The 26,233-nt window shown below is 62.8% G+C and carries 25 protein-coding genes; 7 read left to right on the top strand and 18 right to left on the bottom strand.

Translation table 11 applies throughout. The features are described 5' to 3' along the window. Positions 1-222 precede the first annotated feature (222 nt). From ACO06J_RS07375 to ACO06J_RS07365, 3 genes are all read left to right on the top strand, one after another. A complete protein-coding gene (locus ACO06J_RS07375; RefSeq protein WP_421760058.1) occupies positions 223-900 on the top strand; it encodes a glutathione S-transferase N-terminal domain-containing protein in 678 nt (225 codons plus the stop codon). Then, positions 897-1,328, top strand: a complete 432-nt coding sequence (locus tag ACO06J_RS07370; RefSeq protein ID WP_421760057.1) for a DUF1489 family protein — start codon at positions 897-899, stop codon at positions 1,326-1,328. The genes ACO06J_RS07375 and ACO06J_RS07370 overlap by 4 nt, the downstream gene beginning before the upstream one ends. A gap of 150 nt (positions 1,329-1,478) precedes the next feature. Further along, positions 1,479-2,378 carry a division plane positioning ATPase MipZ gene (locus ACO06J_RS07365; RefSeq protein ID WP_421760056.1) on the top strand — a complete coding sequence of 300 codons (900 nt, stop codon included), beginning with the start codon at positions 1,479-1,481 and terminating at the stop codon, positions 2,376-2,378. Between the two features lie 10 nt (positions 2,379-2,388). On the opposite strand, the gene ACO06J_RS07360 is transcribed toward ACO06J_RS07365, so the two are convergent. Further along, positions 2,389-2,670 (bottom strand): hypothetical protein, encoded by a 282-nt coding sequence (locus tag ACO06J_RS07360; protein ID WP_421760055.1) that lies wholly within the window; start codon positions 2,668-2,670, stop codon positions 2,389-2,391. A gap of 62 nt (positions 2,671-2,732) precedes the next feature. Continuing rightward, positions 2,733-4,388: a serine hydrolase gene (locus ACO06J_RS07355; RefSeq protein ID WP_421760054.1), complete on the bottom strand. Its 1,656-nt coding sequence runs from the start codon at positions 4,386-4,388 to the stop codon at positions 2,733-2,735. 292 nt (positions 4,389-4,680) lie between these two features. Here ACO06J_RS07355 and clpS point away from each other — a divergent pair, with 292 nt between their 5' ends. Together clpS and clpA are read left to right on the top strand one after the other, a co-directional pair. Then, positions 4,681-5,082, top strand: a complete 402-nt coding sequence (gene clpS / locus ACO06J_RS07350) for an ATP-dependent Clp protease adapter ClpS (protein ID WP_421760053.1) — start codon at positions 4,681-4,683, stop codon at positions 5,080-5,082. Positions 5,083-5,091: 9 nt separating this feature from the next. Continuing rightward, positions 5,092-7,476 (top strand): ATP-dependent Clp protease ATP-binding subunit ClpA, encoded by a 2,385-nt coding sequence (clpA, locus tag ACO06J_RS07345; protein ID WP_421760052.1) that lies wholly within the window; start codon positions 5,092-5,094, stop codon positions 7,474-7,476. Between the two features lie 48 nt (positions 7,477-7,524). Here clpA and ACO06J_RS07340 read toward each other — a convergent pair whose 3' ends face one another. The 8 genes from ACO06J_RS07340 to ACO06J_RS07305 all read right to left on the bottom strand — a co-directional run bounded on the left by ACO06J_RS07340 (position 7,525) and on the right by ACO06J_RS07305 (position 14,115). Continuing rightward, positions 7,525-8,154: a YoaK family protein gene (locus tag ACO06J_RS07340; protein ID WP_421760051.1), complete on the bottom strand. Its 630-nt coding sequence runs from the start codon at positions 8,152-8,154 to the stop codon at positions 7,525-7,527. A gap of 6 nt (positions 8,155-8,160) precedes the next feature. After that, positions 8,161-8,583, bottom strand: a complete 423-nt coding sequence (locus tag ACO06J_RS07335) for an HIT domain-containing protein (protein WP_421760050.1) — start codon at positions 8,581-8,583, stop codon at positions 8,161-8,163. Beyond that, positions 8,580-9,908: a glycosyltransferase gene (locus ACO06J_RS07330; protein WP_421760049.1), complete on the bottom strand. Its 1,329-nt coding sequence runs from the start codon at positions 9,906-9,908 to the stop codon at positions 8,580-8,582. Before ACO06J_RS07330 ends, ACO06J_RS07335 begins: the two co-directional genes overlap by 4 nt. 127 nt (positions 9,909-10,035) lie before the next feature. After that, positions 10,036-11,211 carry a GNAT family N-acetyltransferase gene (locus tag ACO06J_RS07325; RefSeq protein WP_421760048.1) on the bottom strand — a complete coding sequence of 392 codons (1,176 nt, stop codon included), beginning with the start codon at positions 11,209-11,211 and terminating at the stop codon, positions 10,036-10,038. Further along, positions 11,204-11,965, bottom strand: coding sequence for a glycerophosphodiester phosphodiesterase family protein (locus ACO06J_RS07320; RefSeq protein WP_421760047.1), 762 nt, complete (start codon positions 11,963-11,965; stop codon positions 11,204-11,206). Before ACO06J_RS07320 ends, ACO06J_RS07325 begins: the two co-directional genes overlap by 8 nt. A gap of 80 nt (positions 11,966-12,045) precedes the next feature. Then, complete coding sequence (locus ACO06J_RS07315) at positions 12,046-12,510, bottom strand: RidA family protein (protein WP_421760046.1); 465 nt, start codon at positions 12,508-12,510, stop codon at positions 12,046-12,048. Further along, on the bottom strand, positions 12,507-13,826 hold the full coding sequence (locus ACO06J_RS07310) for a DNA polymerase IV (RefSeq protein WP_421760045.1): 1,320 nt from the start codon (positions 13,824-13,826) through the stop codon (positions 12,507-12,509). Before ACO06J_RS07310 ends, ACO06J_RS07315 begins: the two co-directional genes overlap by 4 nt. 1 nt (position 13,827) lies before the next feature. Next, positions 13,828-14,115: a DUF3572 family protein gene (locus tag ACO06J_RS07305; RefSeq protein ID WP_421760044.1), complete on the bottom strand. Its 288-nt coding sequence runs from the start codon at positions 14,113-14,115 to the stop codon at positions 13,828-13,830. A 93-nt stretch (positions 14,116-14,208) separates the two neighbouring features. Between ACO06J_RS07305 and ACO06J_RS07300 the strand changes: the two genes are divergently transcribed. Beyond that, positions 14,209-14,583 carry a response regulator gene (locus ACO06J_RS07300; protein WP_421760043.1) on the top strand — a complete coding sequence of 125 codons (375 nt, stop codon included), beginning with the start codon at positions 14,209-14,211 and terminating at the stop codon, positions 14,581-14,583. A gap of 45 nt (positions 14,584-14,628) precedes the next feature. Further along, positions 14,629-15,999 (top strand): PleD family two-component system response regulator, encoded by a 1,371-nt coding sequence (locus ACO06J_RS07295; RefSeq protein ID WP_421760042.1) that lies wholly within the window; start codon positions 14,629-14,631, stop codon positions 15,997-15,999. A gap of 394 nt (positions 16,000-16,393) precedes the next feature. Here ACO06J_RS07295 and rpmG read toward each other — a convergent pair whose 3' ends face one another. From rpmG to ACO06J_RS07255, 8 genes are all read right to left on the bottom strand, one after another. Next, entirely contained in the window at positions 16,394-16,561 is a 168-nt protein-coding gene (gene rpmG, locus ACO06J_RS07290; protein WP_055048921.1) for a 50S ribosomal protein L33, read from the bottom strand. A 172-nt stretch (positions 16,562-16,733) separates the two neighbouring features. Continuing rightward, positions 16,734-17,144: a DUF983 domain-containing protein gene (locus tag ACO06J_RS07285; protein WP_421760041.1), complete on the bottom strand. Its 411-nt coding sequence runs from the start codon at positions 17,142-17,144 to the stop codon at positions 16,734-16,736. 2 nt (positions 17,145-17,146) lie between these two features. After that, positions 17,147-19,438 (bottom strand): ribonuclease R, encoded by a 2,292-nt coding sequence (gene rnr, locus ACO06J_RS07280; RefSeq protein ID WP_421760040.1) that lies wholly within the window; start codon positions 19,436-19,438, stop codon positions 17,147-17,149. Positions 19,439-19,450: 12 nt separating this feature from the next. Further along, entirely contained in the window at positions 19,451-22,069 is a 2,619-nt protein-coding gene (gene topA, locus ACO06J_RS07275; RefSeq protein ID WP_421760039.1) for a type I DNA topoisomerase, read from the bottom strand. A gap of 120 nt (positions 22,070-22,189) precedes the next feature. Continuing rightward, positions 22,190-23,308: a DNA-processing protein DprA gene (gene dprA, locus ACO06J_RS07270; protein ID WP_421760038.1), complete on the bottom strand. Its 1,119-nt coding sequence runs from the start codon at positions 23,306-23,308 to the stop codon at positions 22,190-22,192. A gap of 3 nt (positions 23,309-23,311) precedes the next feature. Continuing rightward, positions 23,312-23,938: a glycerol-3-phosphate 1-O-acyltransferase PlsY gene (gene plsY / locus ACO06J_RS07265; protein ID WP_421760037.1), complete on the bottom strand. Its 627-nt coding sequence runs from the start codon at positions 23,936-23,938 to the stop codon at positions 23,312-23,314. Continuing rightward, positions 23,935-25,248: a dihydroorotase gene (pyrC, locus tag ACO06J_RS07260; RefSeq protein WP_421760036.1), complete on the bottom strand. Its 1,314-nt coding sequence runs from the start codon at positions 25,246-25,248 to the stop codon at positions 23,935-23,937. Before pyrC ends, plsY begins: the two co-directional genes overlap by 4 nt. Then, positions 25,245-26,219 carry an aspartate carbamoyltransferase catalytic subunit gene (locus ACO06J_RS07255; protein ID WP_421760035.1) on the bottom strand — a complete coding sequence of 325 codons (975 nt, stop codon included), beginning with the start codon at positions 26,217-26,219 and terminating at the stop codon, positions 25,245-25,247. The genes pyrC and ACO06J_RS07255 overlap by 4 nt, the downstream gene beginning before the upstream one ends. Positions 26,220-26,233: the final 14 nt, after the last annotated feature.

Raw genomic sequence — 26,233 nt, 5'->3', positions numbered from 1 at the left:
GGAAGGAGCATCAATGCGCAGCCATTCCAAGGTTGAGTGGTGGCGTTCCGCAGTGCCGACGGTGACATGGACACTCGTCTGCCTGCTGGCAATGGCCCTCGTGTTTTCTGTCGTTACGGGCTAAGCCTCCCGGAGCGCACTTCGGACCGAATGTCCGATGAGATTTTTGGATTTCAAAGGGCGCCGCAGCCACTCGGCGCCCTTTGCTTTTGAGGTCTTCCCATGAAACTGATCATCGCCAACCGCAACTATTCGAGCTGGTCGCTCCGCCCGTGGCTCGTCCTCAAGCACTTCGGCATTCCGTTCGATGAAGAGCAGGTGCTGCTGAACGGCGAGGGGTGGAAAGAGATCATCCGCAAGAAATCGCCCAGCGGCAAGGTTCCCGTGCTGATAGATGGCGACGCGGTCGTTCACGAGAGCCTCGCCATCATCGAGTACCTGCATGACAAATACCCCGCGAAAGGCATCTGGCCGTCCAACCGCATCGAACGTGCCGCGGCGCGTTCGGCTGCTGCCGAAATGCACGGAGGATTTGGCGCCCTTCGCGACACCGCGCCGATGAATCTGCGTGCCTCCCACCCAGGCCGGGTCGACTTTGAAGTCGTTGCGGCCGATCTGCGCCGGATCGAGCAGATCTGGGGAGACCTGACGCAGCGCTCCGGCGGACCGTTCCTGTTCGGGAACTTCTCGGGTGTCGATGCTATGTATGCCCCCGTGGCCAGCCGCATTCGCACCTATGCCTTGCCGGTCTCGGATGCGGCGCAGGATTATGTCGACGCGATCTACGACCTGCCGGCCTTCAAGGAGTGGCTGGCGGCCGCAAAGCAGGAACCTTGGGTCGTCGATCATGATGAGATCGACGTCATCCAGGGTAAGAGCGGGACTGCTGTCGGCGCATGATGCATATGATCAAGCTCTGCGTGGGCGTTGCGACGCTCGAGGAGCTCGAATCCTACCGTGATGAACGCGCGCACTGGTGGGGCGCCAACTATGGCGAGCACGCGCATGTGCACCGCACGCGGACGATGCCCAAGCGCCGGGACGAGATCGAGGGGCAGGGCTCGATCTACTGGGTGATTTCCGGGGTCGTGCGGTGCCGCCAGCCTATCCTGCGGCTGGCGGAGGCCGTGGACGAGCAGGGCCTGAAGTGCTGCGACATCATCATGGCGCCCGATCTGGTGCGCACGGTGCCGCGGCCCAAGTCACCCTTTCAGGGGTGGCGCTATCTTGAGCCGAAGGACGCGCCACAGGACATCGGCGGTAGCGGCTTTGACGAAGCGGGTTCACTCGAACTCGCCGAGGAACTGGCCAAGCTCGGCCTGCTATAGCGCGGCTCTGGGGACACAGTCGCACGCTTGTCACCCGTTGGCTCAATTCTGCCACTTGAACCGGGGGGGCGATCCCATCATGCTCCTTTTTGAACAGGTCGTATCCGAATCCCGCGAGACATCAGCGTGGGAAGGGGTGGTGGAGTAACAATGGCAAGCACGGGGACGCATGTCATTGTCGTGGGCAATGAGAAGGGCGGTTCGGGCAAGTCGACGACCGCTTTCCATCTGTCCGTCTATCTTATGTATCAAGGCTTTAGGGTCGCCTCTATCGACGTCGACAGCCGCCAGCAGACGCTGACCCAATACGTCCGGAACCGCCGCAACTGGGCTCAGGCCCACGATCTGGCAGTACCTCATGCCTCTCATTACCACCTGCCGCTGTCGCGATCGGATTCGATCAAGGAAAACCAGAAGCTTGAGTTCGACCTGTTTCGGCAAGCCATCATCGAGGTGGAGGGCGAGGCGGATTTCCTGATCGTCGATACACCGGGCTTCGATACGCACCTGACGCGGCTGGCGCACTCGCTCGCCGATACGCTGGTGACGCCGCTCAACGATTCGATCATCGATCTCGACGTCATGGCGCACCTCGATCCGGTGACCGGAGATCCGCGCGAGATGAGCCACTATGCCCGGCTGGTACAGCGGGCCCGCACCGAGCGACTGTCGATCGATGGGCGCACCATTGACTGGGTGATTGTCCGAAACCGCATTTCGATGCTGCCGTCCCGCTCGACCAAGCTTGTGCAGGGGGCGATCGAAAAGATTGCCGTGCGGCTTGGCTGCCGTGTGGCTGAGGGGATCGCGGAACGCGTGATCTTCCGCTCGCTGTTCCCGACTGGGATGACCGTTTTCGATCCGCTCGACGAGGAAATGCTCGGCGGCCTGCCCTCGATGTCGCACCTCAGTGCTCGGCAGGAGTATCGCGCGCTGGTGGAGGCACTGCGGCTGCCGATTAACGACCGTACGGCGGCGCGTATTGCTGCGAACAAAGTGTTGGCTCAGACCGCTGCAGAACCAACGCGATTTGAGCATATGGCGCCCTGATCAGAGCGTCTCAGAGTTCCCGTGCAGGAAGCCTGACCCGCACGGCGCGGCCGCCAGCCGGGCTGAACACGTCGAGTTCGATCGCGACAGGCGGCAGGATCATGCGCCGGGTACGGGCCGATAACGCCAGCACAGTGGCCAGCAATTCGCTCACGCCCCGGCGTTGTGAGCTTGGCTGAATGCGTGAGGTGATGGCATTGACAGCACGACGCCGGACGCCGGCGTCTTCTGATGATAGTGCGGACTGGCCGATAAATCGGGCCAGTTCCGATAGGCTAGACGTATCGCTCATTTGGGCTACTCCAACACAGGCCACAAATTTGCTTCCCCGATTCTAGTCGGCTGCTCGTCGTGTCACGACTGCATCGCGAGGCAGCTCATCTTCACTTTCTTGAGGGCACTACACATGCTGGCCGCGTCGTCACGGCCACCAAAACCGCCGAAGCGGGCCCGGAAGAACACTTGCCCGTTCTTCTCGAAACGCTCGACGTATGGCTTGAAGGTCCCGAGATCGCCAACCCTCGAGGAGGCGTCCGAGATCAGGGAATTCGCGCCGTTCTCAGTGGGAGAGGCGCCGATCTGAACGATCCATGACCCGCTGATGACCTGCTCCTGAACGGCCGCTACGGCGAGCGGGGCAGGCTGGGGTTGGTTCGGCACGGCAACCGGCGCGTTGTCGCCAATAGCACCCGAGGTCATCAGGTCAATCGGTTCACCCGTATCGCCGATGCCAACCGGCGGCAGCAGGGGCGCCGAGGGGGCAGTCTGGCCAAGTGGAGCTGGGGCCGCGCCGAGTGAGAAGGTATCGCTCAGCCAGGCGCCGATGACGTCGAGCGGACGCTTCTTGCCTTTGGGTGTCTGAACGTCTGGTTCAGCAAGGAGATTTGCCGCGGCCATTGCACCACCGGGATTGAGATCGGCAGGCCGAGCGGCCGGAAGCGGGGCGTTTGCGTCGATGCTGGCGACGATAATGTCGTCCGGGCGCTGGGCCGCGGCAACCGGGAGCACCTCGGCAGCGGGGATCGCCGCTACCGCCGCGCCCGAGCTGCGGAAGGCGGGGTATGGCATGGGGATGACTTCGACCGGATCAGCTGACGCGACCATGACCGTTGCGCCCTTGCGGCCCGGCTGGGGGATGAGCGCGGCTTCGAGATAAGAACCCGACCGGCCCTTGGGCAGGTAAGTCTTGACGAGGTCACGCACCTTGGAGTCGCGCGAGCCACCGGAGTCGAATCCGAAGCCTGCAACGACGATGTGGCGCCCGTCGGTGCGGGCGGCGGTCAGCAGATTGAAGCCCGAAGCATTGGTGTAGCCGGTCTTGATGCCGTCGATGCCGTTGCTACCGAGAAGCCGGTTATGATTGCCGTAGTTGCGCTTGCCATACGAGAAGCTGCGAGTCTGGAAATAGTCGTAGTACTGCGGAAAGTGCTCGTAGATCGCGATGCCAAGCTTGGCCTGGTCGCGCACCGTCGTGACCTGGCCCTTGTCGGGAAGGCCCGAGGCGTTCCGGTAGGTCGTGCGGCTCATGCCGAGGGCCTTGGCGGTGGCCGTCATGCGTTTGGCGAACGCGCTCTCACTGCCCGAGATATTCTCGGCAATGGTGCGCGCCATGTCGTTTGCGGAAATCGTCACGATCGCCTTGATGCAGTTTTCGACCGTGATCGTGGAGCCGGCCTTGAGGCCGAGCTTGGTCGGGGAGGCTGCCGCGGCGTACTTCGACACCGTGAACTTGGTCTTCAAAGTAATGTTACCCGCCGCCAATTCCTGGAACAGGATGTAGAGCGTCATGACCTTGGTGACGGAGGCAGGGTAGCGGGCTGCGTCGGCGGCGCTTTCGTAGAGCACTTTGCCGGACTTCGCGTCGACGACAATGCCCGCATATTTTCGCGGAGCGGCGGCAGCGTTGGCTTCGCCAGCCATGGGTGCCAGCAGAGCCACGACCGTGATCGCAGCAGCAAAGCAACGTGCCAAAAGGCGGCGGAACTGGGAAAATGGCTTTTGGGAAAGCACCCGATACTCCAACTCACATCGGGCAGTACAACGCCCGTACGCAACACACCGCAGGAGAGTGGACGAGGCTTCCCCAAAAAGCGGGACCGCTCATTTCCTGCGCACTGAGACCTTAGGGCGGCGGCGTTACCATTCCGTAAAATGCGATCAGTTTCGGCAGCGGGGTCAAAGGGTCGCAGGCCCGGCGACCTGCGCTAAAGAATAGGTGCATGGCTACTTAACAGTGGGCGCGTTTTGCCTACATAATGACGTCACCATGCTGCTTCGACCCAATCCACTCGAGACCCGAACCATGCGTGTCGCCATTGCGTATCCGCTCCAGATGTCCGCCACACGAGGCGTACCTCTGCGCGGGGCAGACGATGGCGACGCAGGTGGCAAGGGCGGCTCTGGTGGCAAGCTCGACACAGCAACCATCACCAAGCCCAAGACCAAGAGCAAACGCCCCAGCCTTTATCGGGTGCTGCTGCTGAATGACGACTACACTCCAATGGAATTCGTCGTGCTGATCCTGCAGGACGTGTTCAACAAGACCCGTGAAGAAGCCATGCAGATCATGCTGCACGTCCATAATCAGGGCGTCGGGGAGTGTGGAGTGTTTCCGTTTGAGGTGGCCGAGACCAAGGTCACCCGCGTCATGGATGCCGCACGCAAGAACCAGCACCCGCTGCAATGCGTGATGGAAAAGCAATAGGAACCCGATATGCCATCGTTCTCGCGCGGACTTGAAAAGGCCCTCCATCAGGCAATGAACCTGGCCCGGGAACGGGCGCATGAGTTCGCCACTCTGGAGCATTTGTTGCTGGCGCTGACCGACGATCGCGACACTATCGCGGTCCTGAATGGCTGCGACGTCGACATCGAGGCGCTAAAGTCAGACCTCGAAGATTTCATCAACGAGGAACTCGACAGTCTCGTCGTGCCGAATGGCCAGGACGCGCGACCGACCGCTGCGTTCCAGCGCGTGATCCAGCGTGCGGTGATCCACGTGCAGTCTTCCGGTAAGGAAGAGGTTACGGGAGCGAATGTGCTTGTCGCGATCTTTGCAGAGCGCGAGAGCCACGCGGCCTATTTCCTCGAGCAGCAGGACATGACGCGGCTCGACGCGGTCAATTTCATTTCACATGGCATCACCAAGTCGGGCCCCAATGAGGAGCGTCGGGTGCGCGGCGCGGAGAACGCCAGCGCAAGCGGTCACAACGAAGAGGGCGAGCGCGCTCCGGGCAATGGGCAGAGTTCGGCGCTTGCCGATTTCTGTGTCAACCTCAACGAGAAGGCCAAGGCCGGCAAGATCGACCCGCTGATCGGCCGCGACAGCGAGCTGCGCCGGACCATCCAGATTCTCTGCCGGCGCTCGAAGAACAACCCGCTCTATGTCGGCGACGCTGGCGTGGGCAAGACTGCTATTGCCGAAGGTCTGGCGCGGAAGATCACCGAAGGCGACGTGCCCGAAGTGCTGCGCGAGTCGATCATCTACTCGCTCGATATGGGCTCGCTTCTGGCCGGCACCCGCTATCGCGGCGACTTCGAAGAGCGGCTCAAGGCGGTGATGAAGGAGCTCGAAAAGCACCCCGACGCAATCCTGTTCATCGACGAAATCCATACGGTGATCGGCGCCGGCGCAACCTCGGGCGGCGCACTCGATGCTTCGAACCTCTTGAAGCCGGCGCTGGCTTCGGGGGCTATCCGCTGCATCGGCTCGACCACGTTCAAGGAATACCGCCAGTTCTTCGAGAAGGACCGGGCCCTGGTGCGTCGCTTCCAGAAGATCGACGTTAACGAGCCGTCGATCACCGATGCGATCGAGATCGTGAAGGGGCTGCGGCCGTATTACGAGGACTACCACAAGATCAAGTACACCGATGAGGCGCTGAAGGCGGCTGTCGAGCTGAGCGCGCGCTACATCAACGATCGGAAGCTCCCGGACAAGGCGATCGATGTGATCGACGAGACCGGCGCCAGCCAGATGCTGCTGACGCCGGAGAACCGCAAGGCGGTGATCGACGTCGAAGACATTGAGCAGACCATCGCGACCATGGCGCGCATTCCGCCCAAGTCGGTGTCGAAGTCCGATACCGAAATGCTGGCCAGCCTTGAGAGCAATCTCAAGACGGTGGTGTTTGGTCAGGACGCGGCCATTACTGCGCTGGCGTCGGCGATCAAGCTGGCGCGAGCAGGCCTCCGCGAACCGGAAAAGCCGATTGGCTCGTACCTGTTCACCGGCCCCACCGGCGTCGGCAAGACTGAAGTGGCCAAGCAACTGGCTGATACGCTGGGCGTGGAACTGCTGCGCTTTGACATGTCCGAGTACATGGAGCGGCACACGGTTTCGCGGCTGATTGGTGCCCCTCCCGGCTATGTCGGTTTCGACCAGGGTGGCCTGTTGACCGATGGCGTGGATCAGCATCCGCACTGCGTAGTGCTGCTCGACGAAATTGAGAAGGCACATCCGGACCTGTTCAACATCCTGTTGCAGGTTATGGACCACGGCAAGCTGACCGACCACAACGGCAAGTCGGTGGATTTCCGCAATGTCATCCTGATCATGACGTCAAACGTCGGCGCCATGGAACTGTCGAAGTCGCCGATTGGCTTTGGGCGGAAGCGCGAAGCGGGTGACGACGAGGAAGCCATCAACCGCATGTTCACGCCCGAGTTCCGCAACCGGCTCGACGCGATCATCTCGTTCGGCCCGCTGCCCCCCTCTGTGGTGCGTCGCGTGGTGGAAAAGTTCGTGCTGCAGCTCGAAGGCCAGCTGGCAGAGCGTGGCGTGACAATCGAGCTCACGCCGGAAGCCGCCGAGTGGCTGGCTGTGCGTGGCTATGACGAAAAGATGGGTGCCCGCCCGCTAGGTCGCGTCATCCAGGAGTTCGTCAAGAAGCCACTGGCGGAGCAGGTGCTGTTTGGCGAACTCGTGAACGGTGGCTCGGTGACGGTGGCGGTCGTTGGCGTTGGTCCGGATGCCAAGCTCGAACTGATCGCAATTCCACCGCGCCCGGCACGTCCCAAGGCAATCCCGGCGCCGAAGGTCAAGAAGGCCAAGGCCGCCGACAAGACGACGGACAAGGCAGCTGAAGAAAAGAGCTGATCGCTGAGCGATTTCAACGAACAAGGCCGGGAGCGATCCCGGCCTTTTCTACTTGTGGCGTGCCTGAACGACCAGCATTGCGACGTAGATGAGACCTGGCAGCAGGATCGCCCAGATGGCAAAGACGCCATAGAGCAGGGCGCCAATCAGCGCCCCAACCAGCAGCGACGCCCAGACCATCAGGTGTTGCGTCCAGCGCCAGGGTGGAGCCTGACCGCGCACTGCGCGCGCCAGATCCTGCCCGGCCGCGAACAGGGTGCCCGAAACAAAGGTGGTACCGAGCCGGGCGGCGCCGTTGGGTGTCAATACCGCGTTCTGTGCCCCGGCGCCTGCAGCGAGCGCCAGCATCGCCTGGGCGGCCGAAAAACCGGCCATCCGCAAGGCGAGCGAGACGACGAGGCTGAGGAGGATCAGTACGAGCACACCCACCGCGCCGCCACGAGTGCGCGACTGAGCGATGAGGCTGCCCAGAAAGCTACCAAGGAAGAACATCGTAATCAGTGCGGCGGGGAGCAACAGTTGCGGGCCGAGCCGGGCGATACCCGCGCCAAGCTGCGTGGTGTTGCCGCTCATGAACGAGGTGTAGAAGCCGCCAAGTTCGATGAAGCCGACGACGTCGATCATCCCGGCGGCGGCAGTCAGCAACAAGCCAAAACTGAGCTGCCGGAACGGCGTCATGGTGAACTAGTCCAGTTGTGCCGCAATGGCCTTGGCGTCGGCCGCAAGTTCAGCATCGTCTGCTTTCAGGCCCGCATGCCGCCCCAGTTCCACATTCGCGTAGATCGGGATGACATGGAAGTGCAGGTGAAAGACAGTCTGGCCGGCCGGGGCCTCATTGAACTGCTGAACCCGGATGCCATCCGCCGAAAACGCTGCCTCGGCGGCGCGCGCGACGCGCTGCACAGTCGTAAGAACGTTCGCTAGCGTTGCCGGCGCTGCGTCGAGCAGGTTGCGTGATGCGGCCTTGGGGATGACCAGCACATGGCCGCGCGACTGCGAAAAGATATCCATCATCACGAGGACATCGCCATCCTCGTAGACCTTGTGGGCAGAGATCTCGCCCCGAATGATGCGGGCAAAGATATTGGACTGGTCGTAGGACGTCACGAGGCGGCTCCCATCAGCTGCTCGTCATTGTGAAAATTGCCGGGGTAGTCGGAGATGGTGTCTTCGACGATATCGGCGGCGAGACCTGTGCCGTCCTCAAGCTGCAGCCGCTCCGCAAGCTCGCTTGCGGCAAGCTCGAACGAGGTGTCGGTGGCAAGCTCTTCAAGCGCGGAGGCGAGGATGGTCGGGGTGAGCTTGCGGATGCGCACCGGGGCAGGGCCGCAGCCGAGTTCGTAGACGCGGCGGCCCCAGTAGGGCTGGTCAAAGAACTGCGGCACGACGAAGGTCGGCTTGCCGGCATAGAGCCCGGCGTAGGTCGTGCCCGCGCCGCCGTGATGGACGACGGCCTTGACGTGCTGGAACAGCTTGGTGTGGGGCGCCTTGTCGATGGAATAGACGGTATCGGGCAGGTCCTCGGCCTTGATGCCGCCCCAGCCCTTACCGACCACAGCGCGCCCGCCCCATTGGCGGAGGGCCTTGGTGATGATCTCGCTATTGCGCTGCGCGCCCCAGGGCATCGACCCAAAACCCAGGTAGATAGGGGCTTCGCCGGCATCAAGGAAGGCGCGGAAGGTCGCATCTGGCTCCCAGCCGGTGTTGTCGTCCAGCCGCCAGAAGCCGGTGACAATGGTCGATTCCGGCCAGTCGCCTGGCGGCGGGGAGATGACGCGGGAATAGGCGTGGAGCGCCGGGATCGGTTCGCCGCGCGAGTTTTTCGAAAAGCCCGAGCGCTTACGGCTGCGCAAACCCAGAAGCTTGGCGCGCATGCGATCGCGCGGGAAGTCGTAGTAGGTCTGGTGCGCCGCCTGGACGACGTAGCTCAGACGGTTGAACAGGGGGTCGAGGCTGATGCGGTTGAAGAGGGGTTCGGGCGCAGTGCCCTCATAGCCGAAATAGGGGAACTCGCCGGTCGGATTGATCGGCTGGAAGGCCGTCATAATCGCTGGAATATCAAGCGCTTCGGCGATATCGACAGCGAAATTCGTGGTCTGGTGAAAGACGATGGCGTCAACGTTCTGGGCCGTCACCCACAGATTCTTGCAGGCTTCCTTCAGGATCTTCTGCCCGTCGCGCAGGAGCTTGGGGGCGTAGAGCAGGGAGTTTTTCGACATTACGTTGTCGAACTGCGACTGGCGCATGAAGGCCTGGATATCGCTGCCCAGGGTCTGAAACTCGACGCCGTGGCCGGTGACGAAGCCTTCGAAATCATTGGTGGCGCTCAAAACGACCGAGTGGCCGCGCCGCTGCAGCGTCAGAGCGAGCGCGACAAAGGGCTGCACGTCCCCCATCGTTCCGATAGCGGCGATCGCGATGCGTTTACTCATATGCTCCTCAACCCGCCTGGTGCCGTCTCTGTTCCGGCTGTGTCGGCCATCATTGGGCCACGCCGATGAACGTCACCTGACCAGACCTTGGAAACATACCTCGGGCGCGGAAGCAATGGCTCATGCGTCACTCGCTACCCGGAACGTCGCCATGACGGAACGGGGTGTAGCGTTCCAGCATCCGTTGCTCGTTTTCCACCGATGCCCGCTCCTGCTGCAGGAAGCGCGCGATGGCCTCGCGCAGCCCAGGGTGGCCGATCCAGTGGATCGATCGCGTGGTGGCGGGTGCATAGCCTCGGGCAAGCTTGTGTTCGCCCTGTGCGCCGGCTTCGACCACCTTGAGCCCGTGCGCGATGGCGTAGTCGATGGCCTGATAGTAGCAGAGCTCGAAGTGGAGGAACGGAACCTCGCGGGTAGAACCCCAGTAGCGGCCATAGAGCCGGTCCTTGCCGATCAGGCTCAGGGTTCCCGCTATCGGCTCATCGCCGTCATAGGCAAACATCAGCAGGATGCGGTTGGCCATGGCAGCAGAGAGCTGGGTGAAAAAGCTCCGCGTCAGGTAGGGGCGGCCCCATTTGCGGCTGCCGGTATCTTGATAGAAGGTGAAGAATGCATCCCACACGGCCTCGGTGAGGTCGCTGCCACTGAGCCATTTGACGGTGAGGCCATCGGCCGCCAGAGCGTCTCGCCGCTCCCGACGCGTAACCTTGCGGTGACGGGAGGAGAGCGTTCCGAGGAAATCGTCGAAGCTGCCGTAGCCCTCGTTGTGCCAGTGATACTGGGTGTCGTGACGCACGAGCCATCCGGCTTCGCGCGCCAGTTCAACCTCGTCGTCGGGAACGAACGTTGAGTGGACCGAGGAGATGTCGTTCTGGCTTGCGAGCGTTGCGGCGGCGGTAAGCAGGGCGGACCGCGAGGCTGGATCACGGGCGAGAAGGCGCGGGCCGGTGACGGGGGTGAAGGGGACCGCGCATTGGAGCTTGGGGTAGTACTCGCCCCCGGCGCGCTGAAAGGCATCGGCCCAGCCGTGATCGAAGACATATTCGCCCTGCGAGTGGGACTTCAAATAGAGCGGCATGACGCCGACTGCGGCGCCAGTGGCGTCGGAGAGCAGCAGGTGCTGCGGTTGCCAGCCGGTGCGGCGGGTGGCGGAACCGGACTGTTCAGCGGCGAGAAAGAACGCGTGCTCAAGGAATGGATTGTCCGGTACGCCACCTGCGCCGGGAGCCAGCCCATTCCAGACCGCCGCCGGGATCTCGGCGACGGACGAAACGACGCTAGCCGTGTAGGCGCTCTCAGGCACTTTGCGGATTAAACCCCTCGAAGACGATCTGGTCAGCTTTGCCGACGGTGGCAAGCGCGGCAGTGGGAGTCTTGATTGTCCAGGTCGTGAACGGGATGCCAAACGAGCGGAAAAGCTTCACCGCCGGCAGGTCCAGCGCCTTGTCGTGGCAGGAGATGAAGTCGAAACGGGTCAGGGGCCAGTGCAGCAGGTTGCGCAGCACCAGCTTCTCACTGAAGCTGAGGTCGGTGTCCCACTCGGGTTCGTCGTACCCGTAGGTGATGATGCCCAACGGCATCCGGGCACCGCGCTTTCGGACTTCCATGATCAGGCGCGGATCAAATGATTCGATGGTGACCGGACCGCGATAGGTCTTGAGGGCATCCATGACCGTTTGGGCCAGCACCTGGGTCGCTGGCATGTTGGGCTGTTTCTTCAGCTCAATCTGCAGAAGCACGCGCCCCGCGACCTGATCGAGGAATTCGCTAAAGCGCTGCGGTGTGTCCCCCGCTGAGCTGCCGAGCAGCTTGTAGCTGGAAAGCTCCGCCATGCTCCTGGCACCAACTGGGCCGGCGACACCGGTTAGTCGATCGAGTTCGTCGTCGTGAAAGATCATTGGGACCCCGTCACGGCTCAACTGGACATCGCACTCGATGGCGAAGCCTTGGGCGATCGCGGCCTCGAAGGCGCTTGCCGTATTCTCAATGACACCACGCTCGCGATCATGGAGACCGCGGTGGGCGATGGGACGATCAAAGTTGGGTTTGGCGCACATGGGTTTTCGCTATGTAGGTACAGAGGAGCGCTGGCGCTAGCAGCGCTCCGTGACACTGTCGCGTCGCAGCCCTGTAAGCGTCAGTCCTCGACCTCGACGATACCTTCGACTTCGACAGCGGCCCCCAACGGCAGGGCCGCCATGCCGATGGCGGAGCGGGCATGCTTGCCCTTGTCCCCCAGGACACCGACGATCAGGTTGGAGGCGCCATTGGCCACCAGATGATGCTCGGCGAAATCCGGGGTGGAGGCGACAAAGACAGTCAGCTTCAGCACGCGCTTGACCTTGGTTAGCTCTACGCCGGCGCTGTAGACGATCTGGCTGAGGAAGTTCACGGCAGCCAGCTCGGCTGCATTGCCACCCTGCACGACGTTCATCGTGTCACCCAGCAGCCCTGTGATCACGCCGCCTTCAGTCCGGGAGATCTGGCCTGACACATAGATAATGTTGCCGGTCCGGGTGACAGGGATGTAGGTGGCGACCGGCGCGCTGGGCACTGGGAGCTCGTAACCATATTCACGGAGCTTTTCGACGGGAGTGGTCATTCTGGCTTCTCTTGCTCTTTCGAATCTTCGTCTGCCCGGGCGGCGCGGGCTTTCACCCGGTCATATAGCTTGCCGCGGATCACAGCGTCCTTGCCGAACCGCTCACGAACTCTGTCGATAGCACGTTCTGCTGCGGCGCGCCGCGCAATCTGGGGTTCGATGAGATCGACTTGATCAATACCGTCGGCCCCGGATAACCCTGATAGCCCGATTCCGATGAGCCTGAAGGCAGTGCCATCTATCTCTCGGGCCAGCAGCTGAAGGGCGCTTTCGTACATCACGCCCGCCAGTTGCGTAGGGATCATCAAGTGCCGCGCCCGGGTACGCAAGCGAAATCCGGCTGACTTGAGCTTCAGCGTCACCGTGTCGCCGACCAGCGATTTGGCTTTCAGGCGGTCCGACAGCCGCTCGCAAAGGGCCAGCAATTCGGTGGATAGCGCCTCGAAATCCTTGAGATCGGTGTTGAAGGTCGTCTCGCTCGAAATGCTCTTCATCTCGCCGTCGATGGAGACCGCGCGCGCATCCTCACCCCGGGCCAGCCGCGCGAGTCGGGCGCCGCTCTCTCCGTAGCGCCGCATCAGCTGCTCCGGTTCGGCCTGTTGCAGCTGACCGATGGTTTCGTAGCCGTCCTTGCGCAGCGTTTCGGCAAAAACCTTGCCTACGCCGAAGATCAGGCTCACCGGCTGGGCGGCGAGAAAGCTGAGGGTTTCGGCCTTGCCGATCACCGCAAAGCCGCGGGGCTTGTCGAGGTCTGACGCAATCTTGGCGAGAAACTTGTTGTGGCTCAGCCCCACCGAGATCGTGACGCCGATCTCGTCTTCGACGCGCTTGGCGAAGCGGGCGAGGCTGATGGACGGCGGGGCGCGGTGCACGGCCTCCGTTCCCGACAGGTCGAGGAAGGCCTCATCGATCGAGAGCGGTTCGACCAGCGGCGTCAAGGCATCCATCAGCGCCCGGATCTGCCGGCTGACGCCGACATATTTCTGCATGTTGGGCGGGATGATCACCGCGTGCGGGCAGAGTTCTCGCGCCTTGAACATCGGCATGGCCGACCGCACCCCGAACTGCCTTGCGATATAGCAGCAGGTCGACACCACGCCACGCGTGCCACCGCCAATGATGAGGGGCTTGTCGGCTAGCGTCGGATCATCGCGTTTCTCGACCGAGGCGTAGAACGCATCGCAGTCCACATGCGCCACGGAAAGTCCGTTCAACTCCTCATGCGCAACGATGCGAGGGGAGCCACAGCGCTTGCACCGCGACGGCCGCTCGGTACTTTCGCTTGTTGCAAAGCAGTCGCGGCAGACGCTCTGCATTTCAGCCCGCAGGATTCAGCTTGGCCCAGACCCTCATGAAGTCATCTGGACGGAAGCCGGCATTGGCGCAAAGCGCCAGCAGCAGCGGCTCGTTGCTGGCAAAATAGTCGATCAGACCACGTGCGAGGCCCGTGGTGCCCACCGAGCTCCGGATCGCATCCGGGGAGTAGCCCGTCACACCCATGAATTCGGCCAGCTGGCCGGGGTTTTCCGCCAGATGATGCAAGCAAAGCTCACCCAGTGTTTTCGGCGTCAGTTCAATGGACTTGGACAATGGACTCAGGGCCATGTTGTGGCTTCGGTAATCGATTGATGTTACCCCGAAGTTCAGGCAGAACACGAGGGGCCTTGGGCCCCGCAAAGGTGCAGGGCCGAGTCCGATATGCCAAAGACCGTGATGATCGTCGAAGACAATGAGCTCAATATGAAGCTCTTCAACGATCTGCTGGAATCGCGTGGCTACTCGGTCATCCAGACGCGCAACGGTCTTGAGGCTCTCGATCTTGCCCGGGAACACCACCCAGACCTGATCCTCATGGATATCCAGCTGCCGGAAGTGTCCGGGCTGGTGGTCACCAAATGGCTCAAGGAAGACGACGACCTGATGTCGATTCCGGTGATTGCGGTGACGGCATTTGCCATGAAGGGCGATGAAGAGCGGATCCTGCAGGGCGGTTGTGAGGGGTACATCTCCAAACCCATCTCCGTACCTCACTTTTTGGAAACGATTGCCCGTTACATTGGGACTGCCAATTAGTCGGCATTCGGACGCTTTTCGTAAAAATCACAGGGCGGCAGGTCTTTGACGGCACGTGTGCTGATCGTTGACGATATTCCTACGAACGTGCGCCTCCTCGAGGCGCGCCTGAGTGCGGAGTATTTCGATGTCGTAACCGCGTCTTCGGGTGCGGAAGCGCTGGCTATCTGCCAGGCAGGCGAAATTGACATTATCCTGCTCGACGTAATGATGCCCGAGATGGACGGCTTTGAGGTCTGCCAGCGGCTGAAGGCCGACCGGCGTACCCACCACGTCCCTGTGCTGATGATTACAGCCCTCGATCAGCCCTCGGATCGCGTTCGTGGCCTCGAGGTCGGCGCCGACGACTTTCTGACGAAGCCAGTAGATGACGTGCAGCTGATGGCGCGCGTCAAAAGCCTGGTGCGCCTCAAGGCGCTGACAGACGAGCTGCGGGCGCGTGCACGCACCGGCCAGGAAATCGCCATCGAAGAAGCGATGCGCGTGATGGACCAGATCAGCTCGGAAGACGGCAAGATACTGGTTGTGGATATAGATGCGCGCCAAACCGAACGCCTGCGTGGCTATCTCGGCGCGACCAACCGCGTCGATGTGCTTTCGAACCCGGCAGACGCGGCACTGGCCGTCAGCAGTGGTGACTATGAGCTCGCGATCGTCTCGATGTCGCTGGGCGACTTCGACCCGCTGCGGGTTTGCTCACAGATGCGCACGGCCGAACTGACGCGGTCGCTGCCGATTATCCTGATTGCCGAGGAAGACGATCGCCCCCGCGTGGTGCGCGGCCTCGACCTGGGCGTCAATGACTTCATCATGCGGCCGGTTGAGCGCAACGAGCTGATGGCTCGGGTGCGGACGCAGATCAGGCGCCACCGCTACGCCGCCGAGTTGCGTCAGAGCGTGACCAACACTCTTGCCCTAGCCGTGACTGATGAGCTGACCGGGCTCTACAACCGCCGCTATTTCGACCGCCACCTCTCGATCATGCTCGAGAAGGCCCAGTCGCAGGAGCGCGACATGGCCGTGATGCTGATCGACATGGATTTCTTCAAGGCCGTCAACGACACGCACGGGCATGATATCGGCGATGCGGTGCTGCGCGAGTTCGCTGACCGCCTGCGTCGCAATATCCGAGGCGTCGACCTCGCCTGCCGCTTTGGCGGCGAAGAGTTTGTGGTGCTGATGCCGGACACAGACTTCCGGCAGGCCCAGGCGGTTGCCGAGCGTGTGCGGCACGCCGTGGCAGAGCGCGCCTTCGAGGCCGATGGGGCCCGTCCACTGGGGATCACGGTTTCGGTGGGTGTGTCGCTCAACGAATCCGACACCGATACGCCCGAAGTCATGCTCAAGCGCGCCGATGTGGCGCTCTACAGGGCCAAGCGCGAAGGCCGCAACCGCGTTGTTTTCGACGCGGCATAGGCCGATCCGAAGTCGTCGGACCGTGTCAGGACTAGACCTTTAATCAATTGTAATTAGGCGGGCCAGGTAAGGTTAACGATTAGTTATCCTGTGGTCTAGTTGTTGATGCCGCAGTGGTTTTGACTAGGGTGAGCCTTAGCAAAAACGCCAGCACGATGTGTCTGGCAGTTACCCCTACGGTTCTCCTCAGGTCCGCCGCAACTCCTGAGCCCGTAGGGAGGCTGGTCCGAAGTGGACAAGAGTGGCCTCTTCGACATGCCGCTCCGGACCAGCCACTTATTTGCAAACGCCCGTTCCCTTGCCTGGGAGCGGGCGTTTTGCGTTTCTGGTCGGCGCAAACAAAAACCCCGCGCCAAGGCACGGGGTTTTCAAATGGTCTGCGAGAAGCCGAAGACTACTTGATCTTGGCTTCCTTGAACTCGACGTGCTTGCGCACCACCGGATCGTACTTCTTGAAGCTGAGCTTCTCGGTCTGCGTACGCGAGTTCTTCTTGGTGACATAGTAGAAGCCGGTGTCGGCAGTCGACACGAGCTTGATCTTGAGAGATACGGCTTTGGCCATGGTCGTGATCCTTAAACGGCTTGCCGCGCGATTGGCGCGCGGCACTGAATTCACCCGGCCCAGCGGCCCGTGGAAATTTGGCCGCAACCTACGGATTTGCCGCCGATTGTCAAGGCGATATCCTGGTGTGGCTCAAGGGTCGACGAACCGGCCCAACTGGTGACGCTAAGCGCTAGATATTGCTGGTTTCGGGGGCAGCCGGATCGAAGCCATACATATAGTTGGCCCACTGCAGGCCCACTACGGCACCCTTGATCGAGGGTAGCATGATGATGGGCAGAATGATCGCCATGGGAATCATCGTCCAGACGTAGAACATCGGATCGACCGGGCCGCTCATTTCGCTATGCAGCATCCAGCCGACCAGGACGTGGCCAACGATGAAGATGGCGATGTAGGGCGGGAAATCGTCGGCGCGCGCGCTGCCCAGATGCTCGCCGCATTCGGAACAGTTTTCGTTGATCTTGAGGTAGGCGCGATAGAGCTTGCCCTTGCCGCAATTGGGGCAGCGGCACATGATTCCGTTGGCAATACCGCGCCAGAGCGACCTCGGTTCACGCAACGCCTGGATCTCGATGGCCATGTCTATCTCTTCTTCCTGGCGAACTTCCGGTATGCGCCCGCCTTGCCTGATGGTCTAGATGGGCCCTTGCGACCACGTTTCACAGATGACGGATCGCCGCGGCCGCCTTCGGAGAGCAGTTCGAAGCGGAGCGCGCCGGCAACCGGGGCGACTTCTAGCAATCGGACCTTGACGGGATCGCCGATGCGGAAGGTCTCGCCGGTGCGGTCACCGACCATGGCCTGCATTTCCTCGACGTACCGATAGTAGTCCTGTCCGAGGGTGGAGGCGGGGATGAAGCCGTCGGCGCCGGTTTCACTCAGCTTCACGAAAAGGCCGGAGCGGGTAACGCCCGAGACCCGGCCCTCGAATTCGACACCGATCTTTTCAGCGAGGAACTGCGCCAGCAAGCGGTCGGCGGTCTCGCGCTCGGCCAGCATGGCACGGCGCTCGGTCGAGGAGATGTGCTGCGCGATGCCCTGAAGCTTGGTGACTTCAGCGTCGGTCAGGCCGTCCGGCCCGAAATCGAGCGCGGTGATCAGGGCGCGGTGGACGATAAGGTCGGCGTAGCGGCGGATCGGCGAGGTGAAGTGGGCGTAGCGGTCGAGGTTCAAGCCGAAATGGCCATAATTCTCCGCCGCATACTCGGCCTGCGCCTGGGTGCGGAGGACGATCTCGGACACCTGCTGGGTCTTGCCCAGCCCCTTGGCCTTTTCGAGCACGCGGTTGAAATCGACAGGGCGCACGGCGTCGGATTTGCTGAAAGGCAGATCGAGGGAACTGAGGAAGTCCCTGAGCCCCATCAGCTTTTCCTGGCTGGGCGTATCGTGGACCCGGTAGAGCAGGGCACTGCGGTGCTTTTCCAGCGTCTCAGCGGCCGCAACGTTTGCTGCGATCATCATCTCTTCGATGAGGCGGTGAGCGTCCAGACGCTCCGGCACGCGGACATCGGCCACCATGCCCTTGGCATCGAGGATGATCTTGCGCTCGGGCAGGTCGAGGTCGAGCGGGCCACGCTTGTCGCGGGCCTTCGCCATAGACCCGTAAGCGCGCCACAGCGGCTTGAGGATGGTATCAAGGATCGGGCCGGTCTTGTCGTCGGGACTGCCGTCGATGGCGGCCTGAGCCTGCTGGTAGCTGAGCTTGGCGGCCGAGCGGAACAGCACGCGGTGGAAGCTATGCGTAAGCTTGCGGCCGTCGGCGCTGAAGATCATCCGCACCGCGAGGGACGGGCGGTTTTCGCCTTCCTTCAAGGAGCACAGGTCGTTGGAAATCCGCTCCGGCAGCATCGGGACGACGCGGTCGGGGAAATAGACCGAGTTACCGCGCAGATATGCTTCGCGATCGAGCGCAGTGCCCGGTTTTACGTAGGCCGAGACGTCGGCGATGGCGACGTAGACGATGTGCCCGCCGGCATTTGCCAGGTCGGTATCCGGCTCGGCGTAGACGGCGTCGTCGTGATCCTTGGCGTCATAGGGGTCGATGGTGACCAGCGGAATGTGCCGCCAGTCTTCGCGGCCCTTGAGGCTGGCTTCCTTCGCGTCCTCGGCTTCCTTCAGCACGGCGCTGGGGAAGCGATAGGGGATTTCGAGGTTGTGGATGGCGATCATCGACACCGCGCCTTCCGAGCGCGGGTTGCCGATCACCGCCGCCACCTTGGCCTTGGGGATCATCATGCGGCCAGTGATCTTGACCTCGACTTCCACCAGGTCGCCATCGCCGGCCGTGCCGAGGTCGCCGCGCTCGATGCGCATTTCCTTCTGCTTGCGGTCGATGGGGATCAGGCGGGCACCGTCTTCGTCCATGCGCACGATGCCGATCTGGCCGCGGCGCGGCTTTTCGAGGATCTTCATGGCGCGGGCGGTGTAGTGGGGCAGGTCGCCGTCGCCGGCATCGATGCGCGCGAGGATGCGATCACCCGGAGCGGGGACGACGCGGGCGTTCTTGGGCTGCTCGACGATGACGCGCGGGCGTTCGCCTTCCTCTTCGTTCCACTGGGCCGGGAAGGCGTGGAGATCGTCCGGGTCGGCGTCGGCCGGGATGTCGAGTACGGTGACAGCGGGCAGGGCGGCAGTGCGGCGGATGGCCTTGCGGGTGCGGGCGATAAAGCCCTCGCCTTCCATCTGCTTCAGCAGCACCTTGAACGGGGTGCGCATGTCGCCGTGGATCCCGAAATGGCGCGCGAGGTCGCGCTTGCCGTCGAGGTTCGGGTCCTCGGCCATGGCTTCAAGGATGGCCTCCCGCGAGGGGAGGGTGCCCACGACGAACTGCCGTGGGACTTTGGTTTTGGTCTTGTCTTGCGGCGGTTTCGCCATTGTCTCTTTCTTTTAGGCGGTCGTTACCGCCTTCGGTTTTGCTGCCGCTTTGGCAGGCTTCTTGGCCGCCGGTTTGGCCGCAGTCGCTTTCTTGGCGGCGGGCTTTTTGGCAGGCGCCTTTTTGGCAGCGGGCGCCTTCTTCTTGGACGGTGCACCGCCCTTGGCAATGATCAGCTCAAGCGCCTGCTCGAGCGTTACGTCTTCGGGCTTCAGCGTCTTGGGCAGCGTGGCGTTCACCTTGCCCTGATTCACGTAAGGCCCATAGCGCCCGGCGCGGACGGCAATAGCGCCGCCTTCGTGCTCGAAGCTCTTGATCGCGGCAATCGCCGCCCCGCGGCCCTTGCCGAAGCGCCCGCCACCGGCGGCCTTCTCGGCCAGTAGGTCAACAGCCCGGTTGAGGCCGACGGTGAAGACTTCCTCGACATCTGGGAGGTTGGCATAGGTGCCGTCATGCAAGATGAACGGTCCGTAGCGGCCAATTCCCGCGCTGATCGGCAGGCCCGTTTCCGGGTGATTGCCGACCGCGCGGGGCAGCGCCAGCAACTGAAGCGCCCGTTCCAAGGTCAGACCGTCAGGAGTCCAGCCCTTGGGGAGGGAGGAGCGCTTCGGCTCGTCACCGTCGCCAAGCTGGACATATGGGCCGAACCGGCCCGACTTCAAGAGCACGTTGAGGCCGGATTCCGGGTCAACGCCGAGGATCCCGTCGCCCGGTGTGGCCGTCTCGGAGCCGGACGCGGCATCGGAGAGCTGCATCGTGTGCTTGCATTCAGGATAGTTCGAGCAGCCGATGAAGGCGCCGAATTTGCCGAGCTTCAGCGACAGCTGGCCGGTGCCGCAGGTGGGGCAGCGGCGCGGATCGGAGCCGTCGGCCTTGGCCGGAAAGATGTGGTCCTTGAGCGACTCGTTGAGTGCGTCGAGCACCTCGGAGACGCGCAGATCCTTGATCTCGTCGGTCTGCTTGGTGAAGTCGGTCCAGAACTCGCGCAGCACGTCCTTCCACTCAAGGGTGCCGGCTGAGATCTCATCGAGCTTTTCCTCAAGGCCGGCAGTGAAGCCGTACTCGACCAGCTTGGCGAAGAAATTTTCGAGGAAGGCCGTGACGATACGACCTCGATCCTCAGGGATCAGCGAGCGCTTTTCGAGCCGCACATAGTTTCGATCCTGCAGCACGGTAATGGTTGCGGCATAGGTGGAGGGTCGGCCAATACCGAGTTCTTCCATCTTCTTGATCAGGCTCGCCTCGGTGTAGCGCGAGGGCGGCTGGGTGAAGTGCTGCTCGATAAGCGCCTGCTCAAGCTTGGGTCGGTCGCCGACGGCAAGCGGCGGCAACTCGCGGCTGTCCTCGTCGTCCTCATCGCTATCTGTCTTGGCCTCGACGCCGTAGAGCGCGAGGAAGCCGGAGAACGTCACGACCGAGCCGATGGCGCGGAGCGCGATGTCGCGGCTGGTGGCGAAGACGGAAATGTCGGCGGTGGTACGCTCGATCTCCGCCGCACGCATCTGGCTGGCGAGGGTGCGCTTCCAGATCAGGTCGTAGAGCTTGAACTGGTCGGGATCGGCGCGGAGCGTATTCGGATTGCGGAACATATCCGTCGGCCGGATCGCTTCGTGAGCTTCCTGGGCGTTCTTGGCCTTGGTCTGGTAGATGCGGGCCTTTTCCGGGATGTACTCGGCGCCAAACTCTTTGACGATGGCGCGGCGGGCCTGCTCGATGGCTTCCGGTGCCATTTGTACGGCGTCGGTACGCATGTAGGTGATCACGCCTTCTTCGTAGAGGCGCTGCGCGATCTGCATGGTGCGGTTGGGCGAAAAGCCCAGCCGCGACGAGGCATCCTGCTGCAGGCTCGACGTGGTGAAAGGCGGATAAGGGTTACGGCGCGTCGGCTTCTTGTCGACCGAACTGACACTGAAGCTGCCGCCTTCAATGGCAGCCTTGAGCGCTTCGGCCTCGGCGCCGCTCGCGACATCCAGCTTGTCGGTCTTCTTGCCGTCGACCGAATAGAGCCGGGCCTCGAAAGCCTTGCCTTTTTCATTGAGGCGAGCGGCGACGCTCCAGTATTCCTGGGCTCTGAATTTTTCGATCTCACTTTCGCGATCGGAGACGATGCGCAGGGCAACGGACTGCACCCGTCCCGCGGAACGCGAACCGGGAAGCTTGCGCCAGAGGATGGGAGAGAGCGTGAAGCCGACCAGATAGTCGAGAGCGCGCCGCGCCAGATAGGCATCGACCAGCGGCTCATCGATCTGCCTCGGATGCAGCATGGCCTCGGTAATCGCCGACTTGGTGATGGCGTTGAACACCACGCGGCTGACCGGCTTGTCCTTGACCAGCTTCTTTTGCCGGAGGACGTCGAGCACATGCCAGGAGATCGCCTCGCCTTCACGATCCGGGTCGGTTGCGAGGATCAGTTCGTCGGCATTTTTCAGCGCATTGCCGATGTCGGCGAGCCGCTTCTTGGATTGCGCGTCGACCTCCCAGATCATCGCAAAATCGTCGTCGGGCAGCACCGAGCCGTCCTTGGCCGGCAAATCGCGGACGTGACCAAAGCTCGCCAGGACCTCATAGCCCTTGCCTAGATAGCTGTTGATTGTCTTGGCCTTAGCCGGACTTTCAACGATGACGAGCTTCATTTAGGGAACTTTCAACGGTGGCCTGCAAACGCGGCGCAACATGGTGAAGCGGGGTAGGGCTGTCAACCGCCACAAAGGCATGGCTCTGTGTTCCCCCTATAGGGGGGAAGAAAAGTTGGGCTAGGGGCGCAGAGCAACCAGTTGCCCGCTCGACCATTCGATCCTGCCTTCGAGGTCGAGTTCCAGCAGCAGCGACTGCATGCGCGAACTGCCGATGCCGGTGGCGCGGATCACGTCATCGATTGCCGTTGGAGTGACGCTCAGGGAATCGAGGAGCTGGGCCATCTCATCGCCAGTTGGCGGCGTGAAATCGAACGGCTCCGCTTCCGGCAGCCAGTCCGGTTCAAGGAGGCTGGTGCGAGAAGGATCAGCGTCTCGCAGGGTCTCGATGATATCGGCGGCACCAGTGATGAGCTTGGCGCCCTGCTGGATCAGCAAATTGCCGCCCTCGGCGCGGGGATCGAGCGGCGAGCCGGGGACCGCGAAAACCTCGCGGTTCTGCTCCAGCGCCAGCCGGGCGGTGATCAGAGATCCCGAGCGCTTGGCCGCTTCGACCACTACGGTGCCAAGCGACAGTCCAGAGACCAGCCGGTTGCGGCGGGGGAAGTCGCGGGCGCGTGGCTCCCAGCCGACCGGCATTTCGGTGAGGAGTGCCCCGCCATTGGCGAGGATGTCTCGCGCAAGGGGAATGTTCTCATCGGGATAGATGTGGTCCATGCCGCCTGCCAATACTGCGACGGTGCCGGTGCGTAGGGTCGCCTTGTGGGCGGCTGCATCGATACCCCGTGCCAGCCCCGAGACGACAACATAACCGGCGTCACCCAAATCCTCAGCCAGCATGCGGGTCATCTTCTGGCCAGCGGCGGAGGCGTTGCGAGCGCCAACCATGGCCACCGTGCGGCTCCAGTCGATGCTCTCGCCTCCCGCGACGGCGATCAGCGGCGGAGAACCCGTGATGTAGCGCAGCAGTGTCGGGTAGTCAGGCTCGCCCGAACCGACAAAGCGGCCACCCAGGCGATCGAGCCTCGCCACTTCGTCTTCGGCCTCGGTTAGCGTCGGAATACGCGTCGGGCGGCCCAGCCGCTGCATGATGGCCGGCAGTGCGGCCAAGGCTGCTTCCGCCGACCCTTCCCGGTTGATCAACTGCCTAAACGTCTGCGGGCCGATGTTCTCTGTGCGGATCAGGCGGAGCCACGCAAGGCGCTGTGCGGCGGTGAGGCTGGTGCCGTCGCGCCGCATCCGTCAGCTCGCCTTGGTCTTTTCCGAGCCGATCTTTGGCTCTGTGCCGTTCCAAAGGCGGCGGATGTTGCCCCAATGGCGATAGTAGAGCAGCAACGTCATGATGCTCACGGCCGCTGCCATTTCGAGGCTATCGAGCCCGTAGGCAAAGAGCGGCGCCGTTGCGGCAGCCGTCAGCGCGGCGAGGGACGAGTACTTGCGGGCAAAGGCGATGAGCAGCCAGCAGGCGCAGAACACCAGACCTACGATCCAGTTGAGGGCCAGAAGCACGCCGATATAGGTCGCAACGCCCTTGCCGCCGTTGAACTTCAGCCAGACCGGGAAGACGTGCCCAACCATTGCGGCGATCCCGGCGGCAAAGACCACCAGCTTGTCGGAGAGGATGGTTTCAGCACCCGGAACCGACAGCAGGAACCAGCGCGCAATCAGCACGGCGGCGGCGCCCTTGGCGGCGTCGAGGATCAGCGTTGCAGCGGCCAGCCAGCGGTTGCCGGTGCGTAGCACGTTGGTGGCGCCGATATTGCCCGAGCCGACGGCCCGGATATCGATGCCGACTGCACGGGTCAGCAGCAGCCCAAAAGGGATCGAGCCCAGGAGGTAGCCGATAACGACGGCGACGATGTAGTTCATGCTGAATAGTCCCCACTGAGCGCAGCATGGCGGAAGACGGACTTGCCTGCAACGAAGCTCTGCATCACCGCGCCCTGCATCCGCGCGCCCTCGAAGGCCGAGTTGCGCGAACGGGAGCGCAGCGACTGTTCTTTCACCACCCACGGGAAATCGAGGTCGAACAGCACGAGATCGGCCGGGGCGCCCACCGCGAGACGGCCGGCAGAAAGTCCGAGGATCTCAGCAGGCCGCACCGTCATCGCGCGCAGCACCGTCAGCAGCGGCACATCGCCGGAATGTACCAGCCGTAAGGCGGCAGCGAGCAGCGTTTCGAGTCCGATCGCGCCGTCTGAGGCCTCTGCAAAGGGCTGGCGCTTGACCTCGCTATCCTGCGGATCGTGGGCGGAGTGGATGACATCGATGGTGCCGGCGCGCAGACCCTCGACTACCGCGCGGCGATCGTCCTCGCTGCGCAGCGGCGGGGCGAGCTTGAAGAAGGTGCGGTAGGCGCCGACGTCGTTCTCGTTGAGGCTGAGGTTGTTGATCGAGATGCCGCAGGACACTGCGGCAGAGCGCGCCTTCGCGGCGGCCATCAGAGCCACGGAGCTTTCGGCTGAGATCTGAGCGGCGTGGTAGCGCACGCCGGTGAGGGACGCGAGTTGCAGGTCACGGGCGAGGGGGATGCTCTCGGCCTCGACGGGAATGCCACGAAGGCCGGAGAGAGTAGCGAGGGTGCCCTCGTTCATCACGCCGTCGCCAACCAGTGTCTTGTCCGCGATATGGTGGAGCACGGGCAGGTCAAAATTACGGGCGTAGGTGAAGGCGGCACGGAGAATGCCGGCCGACTGGATCGACTGCTGCCCATCCGTCAGCGCCACGGCGCCGGCTTCCTTGAGGAGGCCAAACTCGGTGATCTCCTCGCCCCGAAGGCCGCGCGTGATGGCGGCCGCGGGGAGGATATTGACCGAGGCCGTCGCCTTGGCGCGGCGGAGCAGGAAATCGACCAGCGCGCCATCGTCGATCACCGGGCTGGTGTCTGGCATCAGGACGAAACTAGTAACGCCTCCGGCCGCGGCTGCAGCCGCCGCCGATGCGAGGGTCTCGCGATATTCGTGGCCCGGCTCGCCGGTGAAGACGCGCATGTCGATGAGGCCCGGGGCGAGGACGAGGCCCTTGGCGTCGATGACCTCGGCGCCGTCTGGCACGCCTTGCGGCGCACCGTTGGAAAGGCCTGCTATCTTGCCGTCAACGATCAGCAGGGCGCCGGGGCCGTCGCGACCGGTGGCCGGGTCGATGATCCGCGCGCCGACGATAACCTGGGACGCGCTCATGGTTCGTTCCGCTGTGGGTCGGCAAGCAGGGTATCGAGGATCGCCATGCGCACGGCGACACCCATCTCCACCTGCTCGGTGATCACCGAACGGGGACCGTCGGCAATGGCGGGGTCGATCTCGACGCCGCGGTTCATCGGGCCGGGGTGCATGACGATGGCGTCGGGCTTGGCAAAGCTCAGTTTTTCCTCGTCGAGACCATAGAAATGATAGTACTCGCGCACAGAGGGGATCATCCGGCCATTGGCGCGCTCGTGCTGGAGGCGCAGCATCATCACCACATCGGCGCCCTTCAGCCCCTCGCGCATATCCGTGAAGACCTCGGTGGCGAGGGCCTCGATGCCGCGCGGCAAAAGGGTGCGCGGGGCGATGACGCGAGTGCGCACTTGCATGGCGCCGAGCAGCAGGAGGTTGGAGCGGGCGACGCGGGAATTGGCGATATCGCCGCAGATCGCCACCGTGAGACCCGCGAGATCGCCCTTGTGCTGGCGGATCGTCAGCGCGTCGAGCAGGGCCTGGGTGGGGTGCTCATGCGAGCCGTCCCCGGCATTGATCACCGAGCAGCCGACCTTCTGGCTGAGCAGCTCCACCGCCCCGGACGCCGAGTGACGGACGATGATCACGTCGGGCTGCATGGCGTTGAGCGTCGCGGCGGTATCGACCAGCGTCTCGCCCTTGGCGACTGACGAGGTTTTGACCGACATGTTGGTGACCTGGGCGCCGAGCCGTTTGCCGGCGATCTCGAAGCTCGCCTGGGTGCGGGTGGAGTTCTCAAAGAACAGGTTGATCTGGGTCTTGCCGGTCAGCGTGGGGAGGATTTTGCGCGGCTGCCGCGAGATCGGGATCATCGCCTCAGCGCGATCCAGAAGATCGACAATTTCAAATTGGTTCAGCTGGCTGATGCCGAGGAGGTGTCGATGGCGAAATGGCACCCTGAGGCCACTTCCCTGTGCTGGCGAAACCTGTGCCATGCCGCTCCGTTCCC

It is taken from the genome of Devosia sp., assembly GCF_965229025.1.
Taxonomy (GTDB): Bacteria; Pseudomonadota; Alphaproteobacteria; order Rhizobiales; family Devosiaceae; genus Devosia_A.
Note: the sequence above shows the minus strand (reverse complement) of the source record. Positions and strands in the feature narration are given on the sequence as shown.

Excerpts from the sequence above, each read along its gene's own strand:
- ACO06J_RS07360 (WP_421760055.1), bottom strand. The coding sequence starts at position 2,670 with ATGAGCGATACGTCTAGCCTATCGGAACTGGCCCGATTTATCGGCCAG.
- ACO06J_RS07370 (WP_421760057.1), top strand. The coding sequence starts at position 897 with ATGATGCATATGATCAAGCTCTGCGTGGGCGTTGCGACGCTCGAGGAG.
- rpmG (WP_055048921.1), bottom strand. The coding sequence starts at position 16,561 with ATGGCCAAAGCCGTATCTCTCAAGATCAAGCTCGTGTCGACTGCCGAC.
- ACO06J_RS07285 (WP_421760041.1), bottom strand. The coding sequence starts at position 17,144 with ATGGCCATCGAGATCCAGGCGTTGCGTGAACCGAGGTCGCTCTGGCGC.
- plsY (WP_421760037.1), bottom strand. The coding sequence starts at position 23,938 with ATGAACTACATCGTCGCCGTCGTTATCGGCTACCTCCTGGGCTCGATC.
- topA (WP_421760039.1), bottom strand. The coding sequence starts at position 22,069 with ATGAAGCTCGTCATCGTTGAAAGTCCGGCTAAGGCCAAGACAATCAAC.
- ACO06J_RS07255 (WP_421760035.1), bottom strand. The coding sequence starts at position 26,219 with ATGGCACAGGTTTCGCCAGCACAGGGAAGTGGCCTCAGGGTGCCATTT.
- rnr (WP_421760040.1), bottom strand. The coding sequence starts at position 19,438 with ATGGCGAAACCGCCGCAAGACAAGACCAAAACCAAAGTCCCACGGCAG.
- ACO06J_RS07310 (WP_421760045.1), bottom strand. The coding sequence starts at position 13,826 with ATGCAGAGCGTCTGCCGCGACTGCTTTGCAACAAGCGAAAGTACCGAG.
- ACO06J_RS07315 (WP_421760046.1), bottom strand. The coding sequence starts at position 12,510 with ATGACCACTCCCGTCGAAAAGCTCCGTGAATATGGTTACGAGCTCCCA.
- ACO06J_RS07340 (WP_421760051.1), bottom strand. The coding sequence starts at position 8,154 with ATGACGCCGTTCCGGCAGCTCAGTTTTGGCTTGTTGCTGACTGCCGCC.
- ACO06J_RS07365 (WP_421760056.1), top strand. The coding sequence starts at position 1,479 with ATGGCAAGCACGGGGACGCATGTCATTGTCGTGGGCAATGAGAAGGGC.
- dprA (WP_421760038.1), bottom strand. The coding sequence starts at position 23,308 with ATGCGGCGCGACGGCACCAGCCTCACCGCCGCACAGCGCCTTGCGTGG.
- ACO06J_RS07375 (WP_421760058.1), top strand. The coding sequence starts at position 223 with ATGAAACTGATCATCGCCAACCGCAACTATTCGAGCTGGTCGCTCCGC.
- ACO06J_RS07320 (WP_421760047.1), bottom strand. The coding sequence starts at position 11,965 with ATGTGCGCCAAACCCAACTTTGATCGTCCCATCGCCCACCGCGGTCTC.
- ACO06J_RS07300 (WP_421760043.1), top strand. The coding sequence starts at position 14,209 with ATGCCAAAGACCGTGATGATCGTCGAAGACAATGAGCTCAATATGAAG.
- clpS (WP_421760053.1), top strand. The coding sequence starts at position 4,681 with ATGCGTGTCGCCATTGCGTATCCGCTCCAGATGTCCGCCACACGAGGC.
- ACO06J_RS07330 (WP_421760049.1), bottom strand. The coding sequence starts at position 9,908 with ATGAGTAAACGCATCGCGATCGCCGCTATCGGAACGATGGGGGACGTG.
- ACO06J_RS07305 (WP_421760044.1), bottom strand. The coding sequence starts at position 14,115 with ATGGCCCTGAGTCCATTGTCCAAGTCCATTGAACTGACGCCGAAAACA.
- pyrC (WP_421760036.1), bottom strand. The coding sequence starts at position 25,248 with ATGAGCGCGTCCCAGGTTATCGTCGGCGCGCGGATCATCGACCCGGCC.
- clpA (WP_421760052.1), top strand. The coding sequence starts at position 5,092 with ATGCCATCGTTCTCGCGCGGACTTGAAAAGGCCCTCCATCAGGCAATG.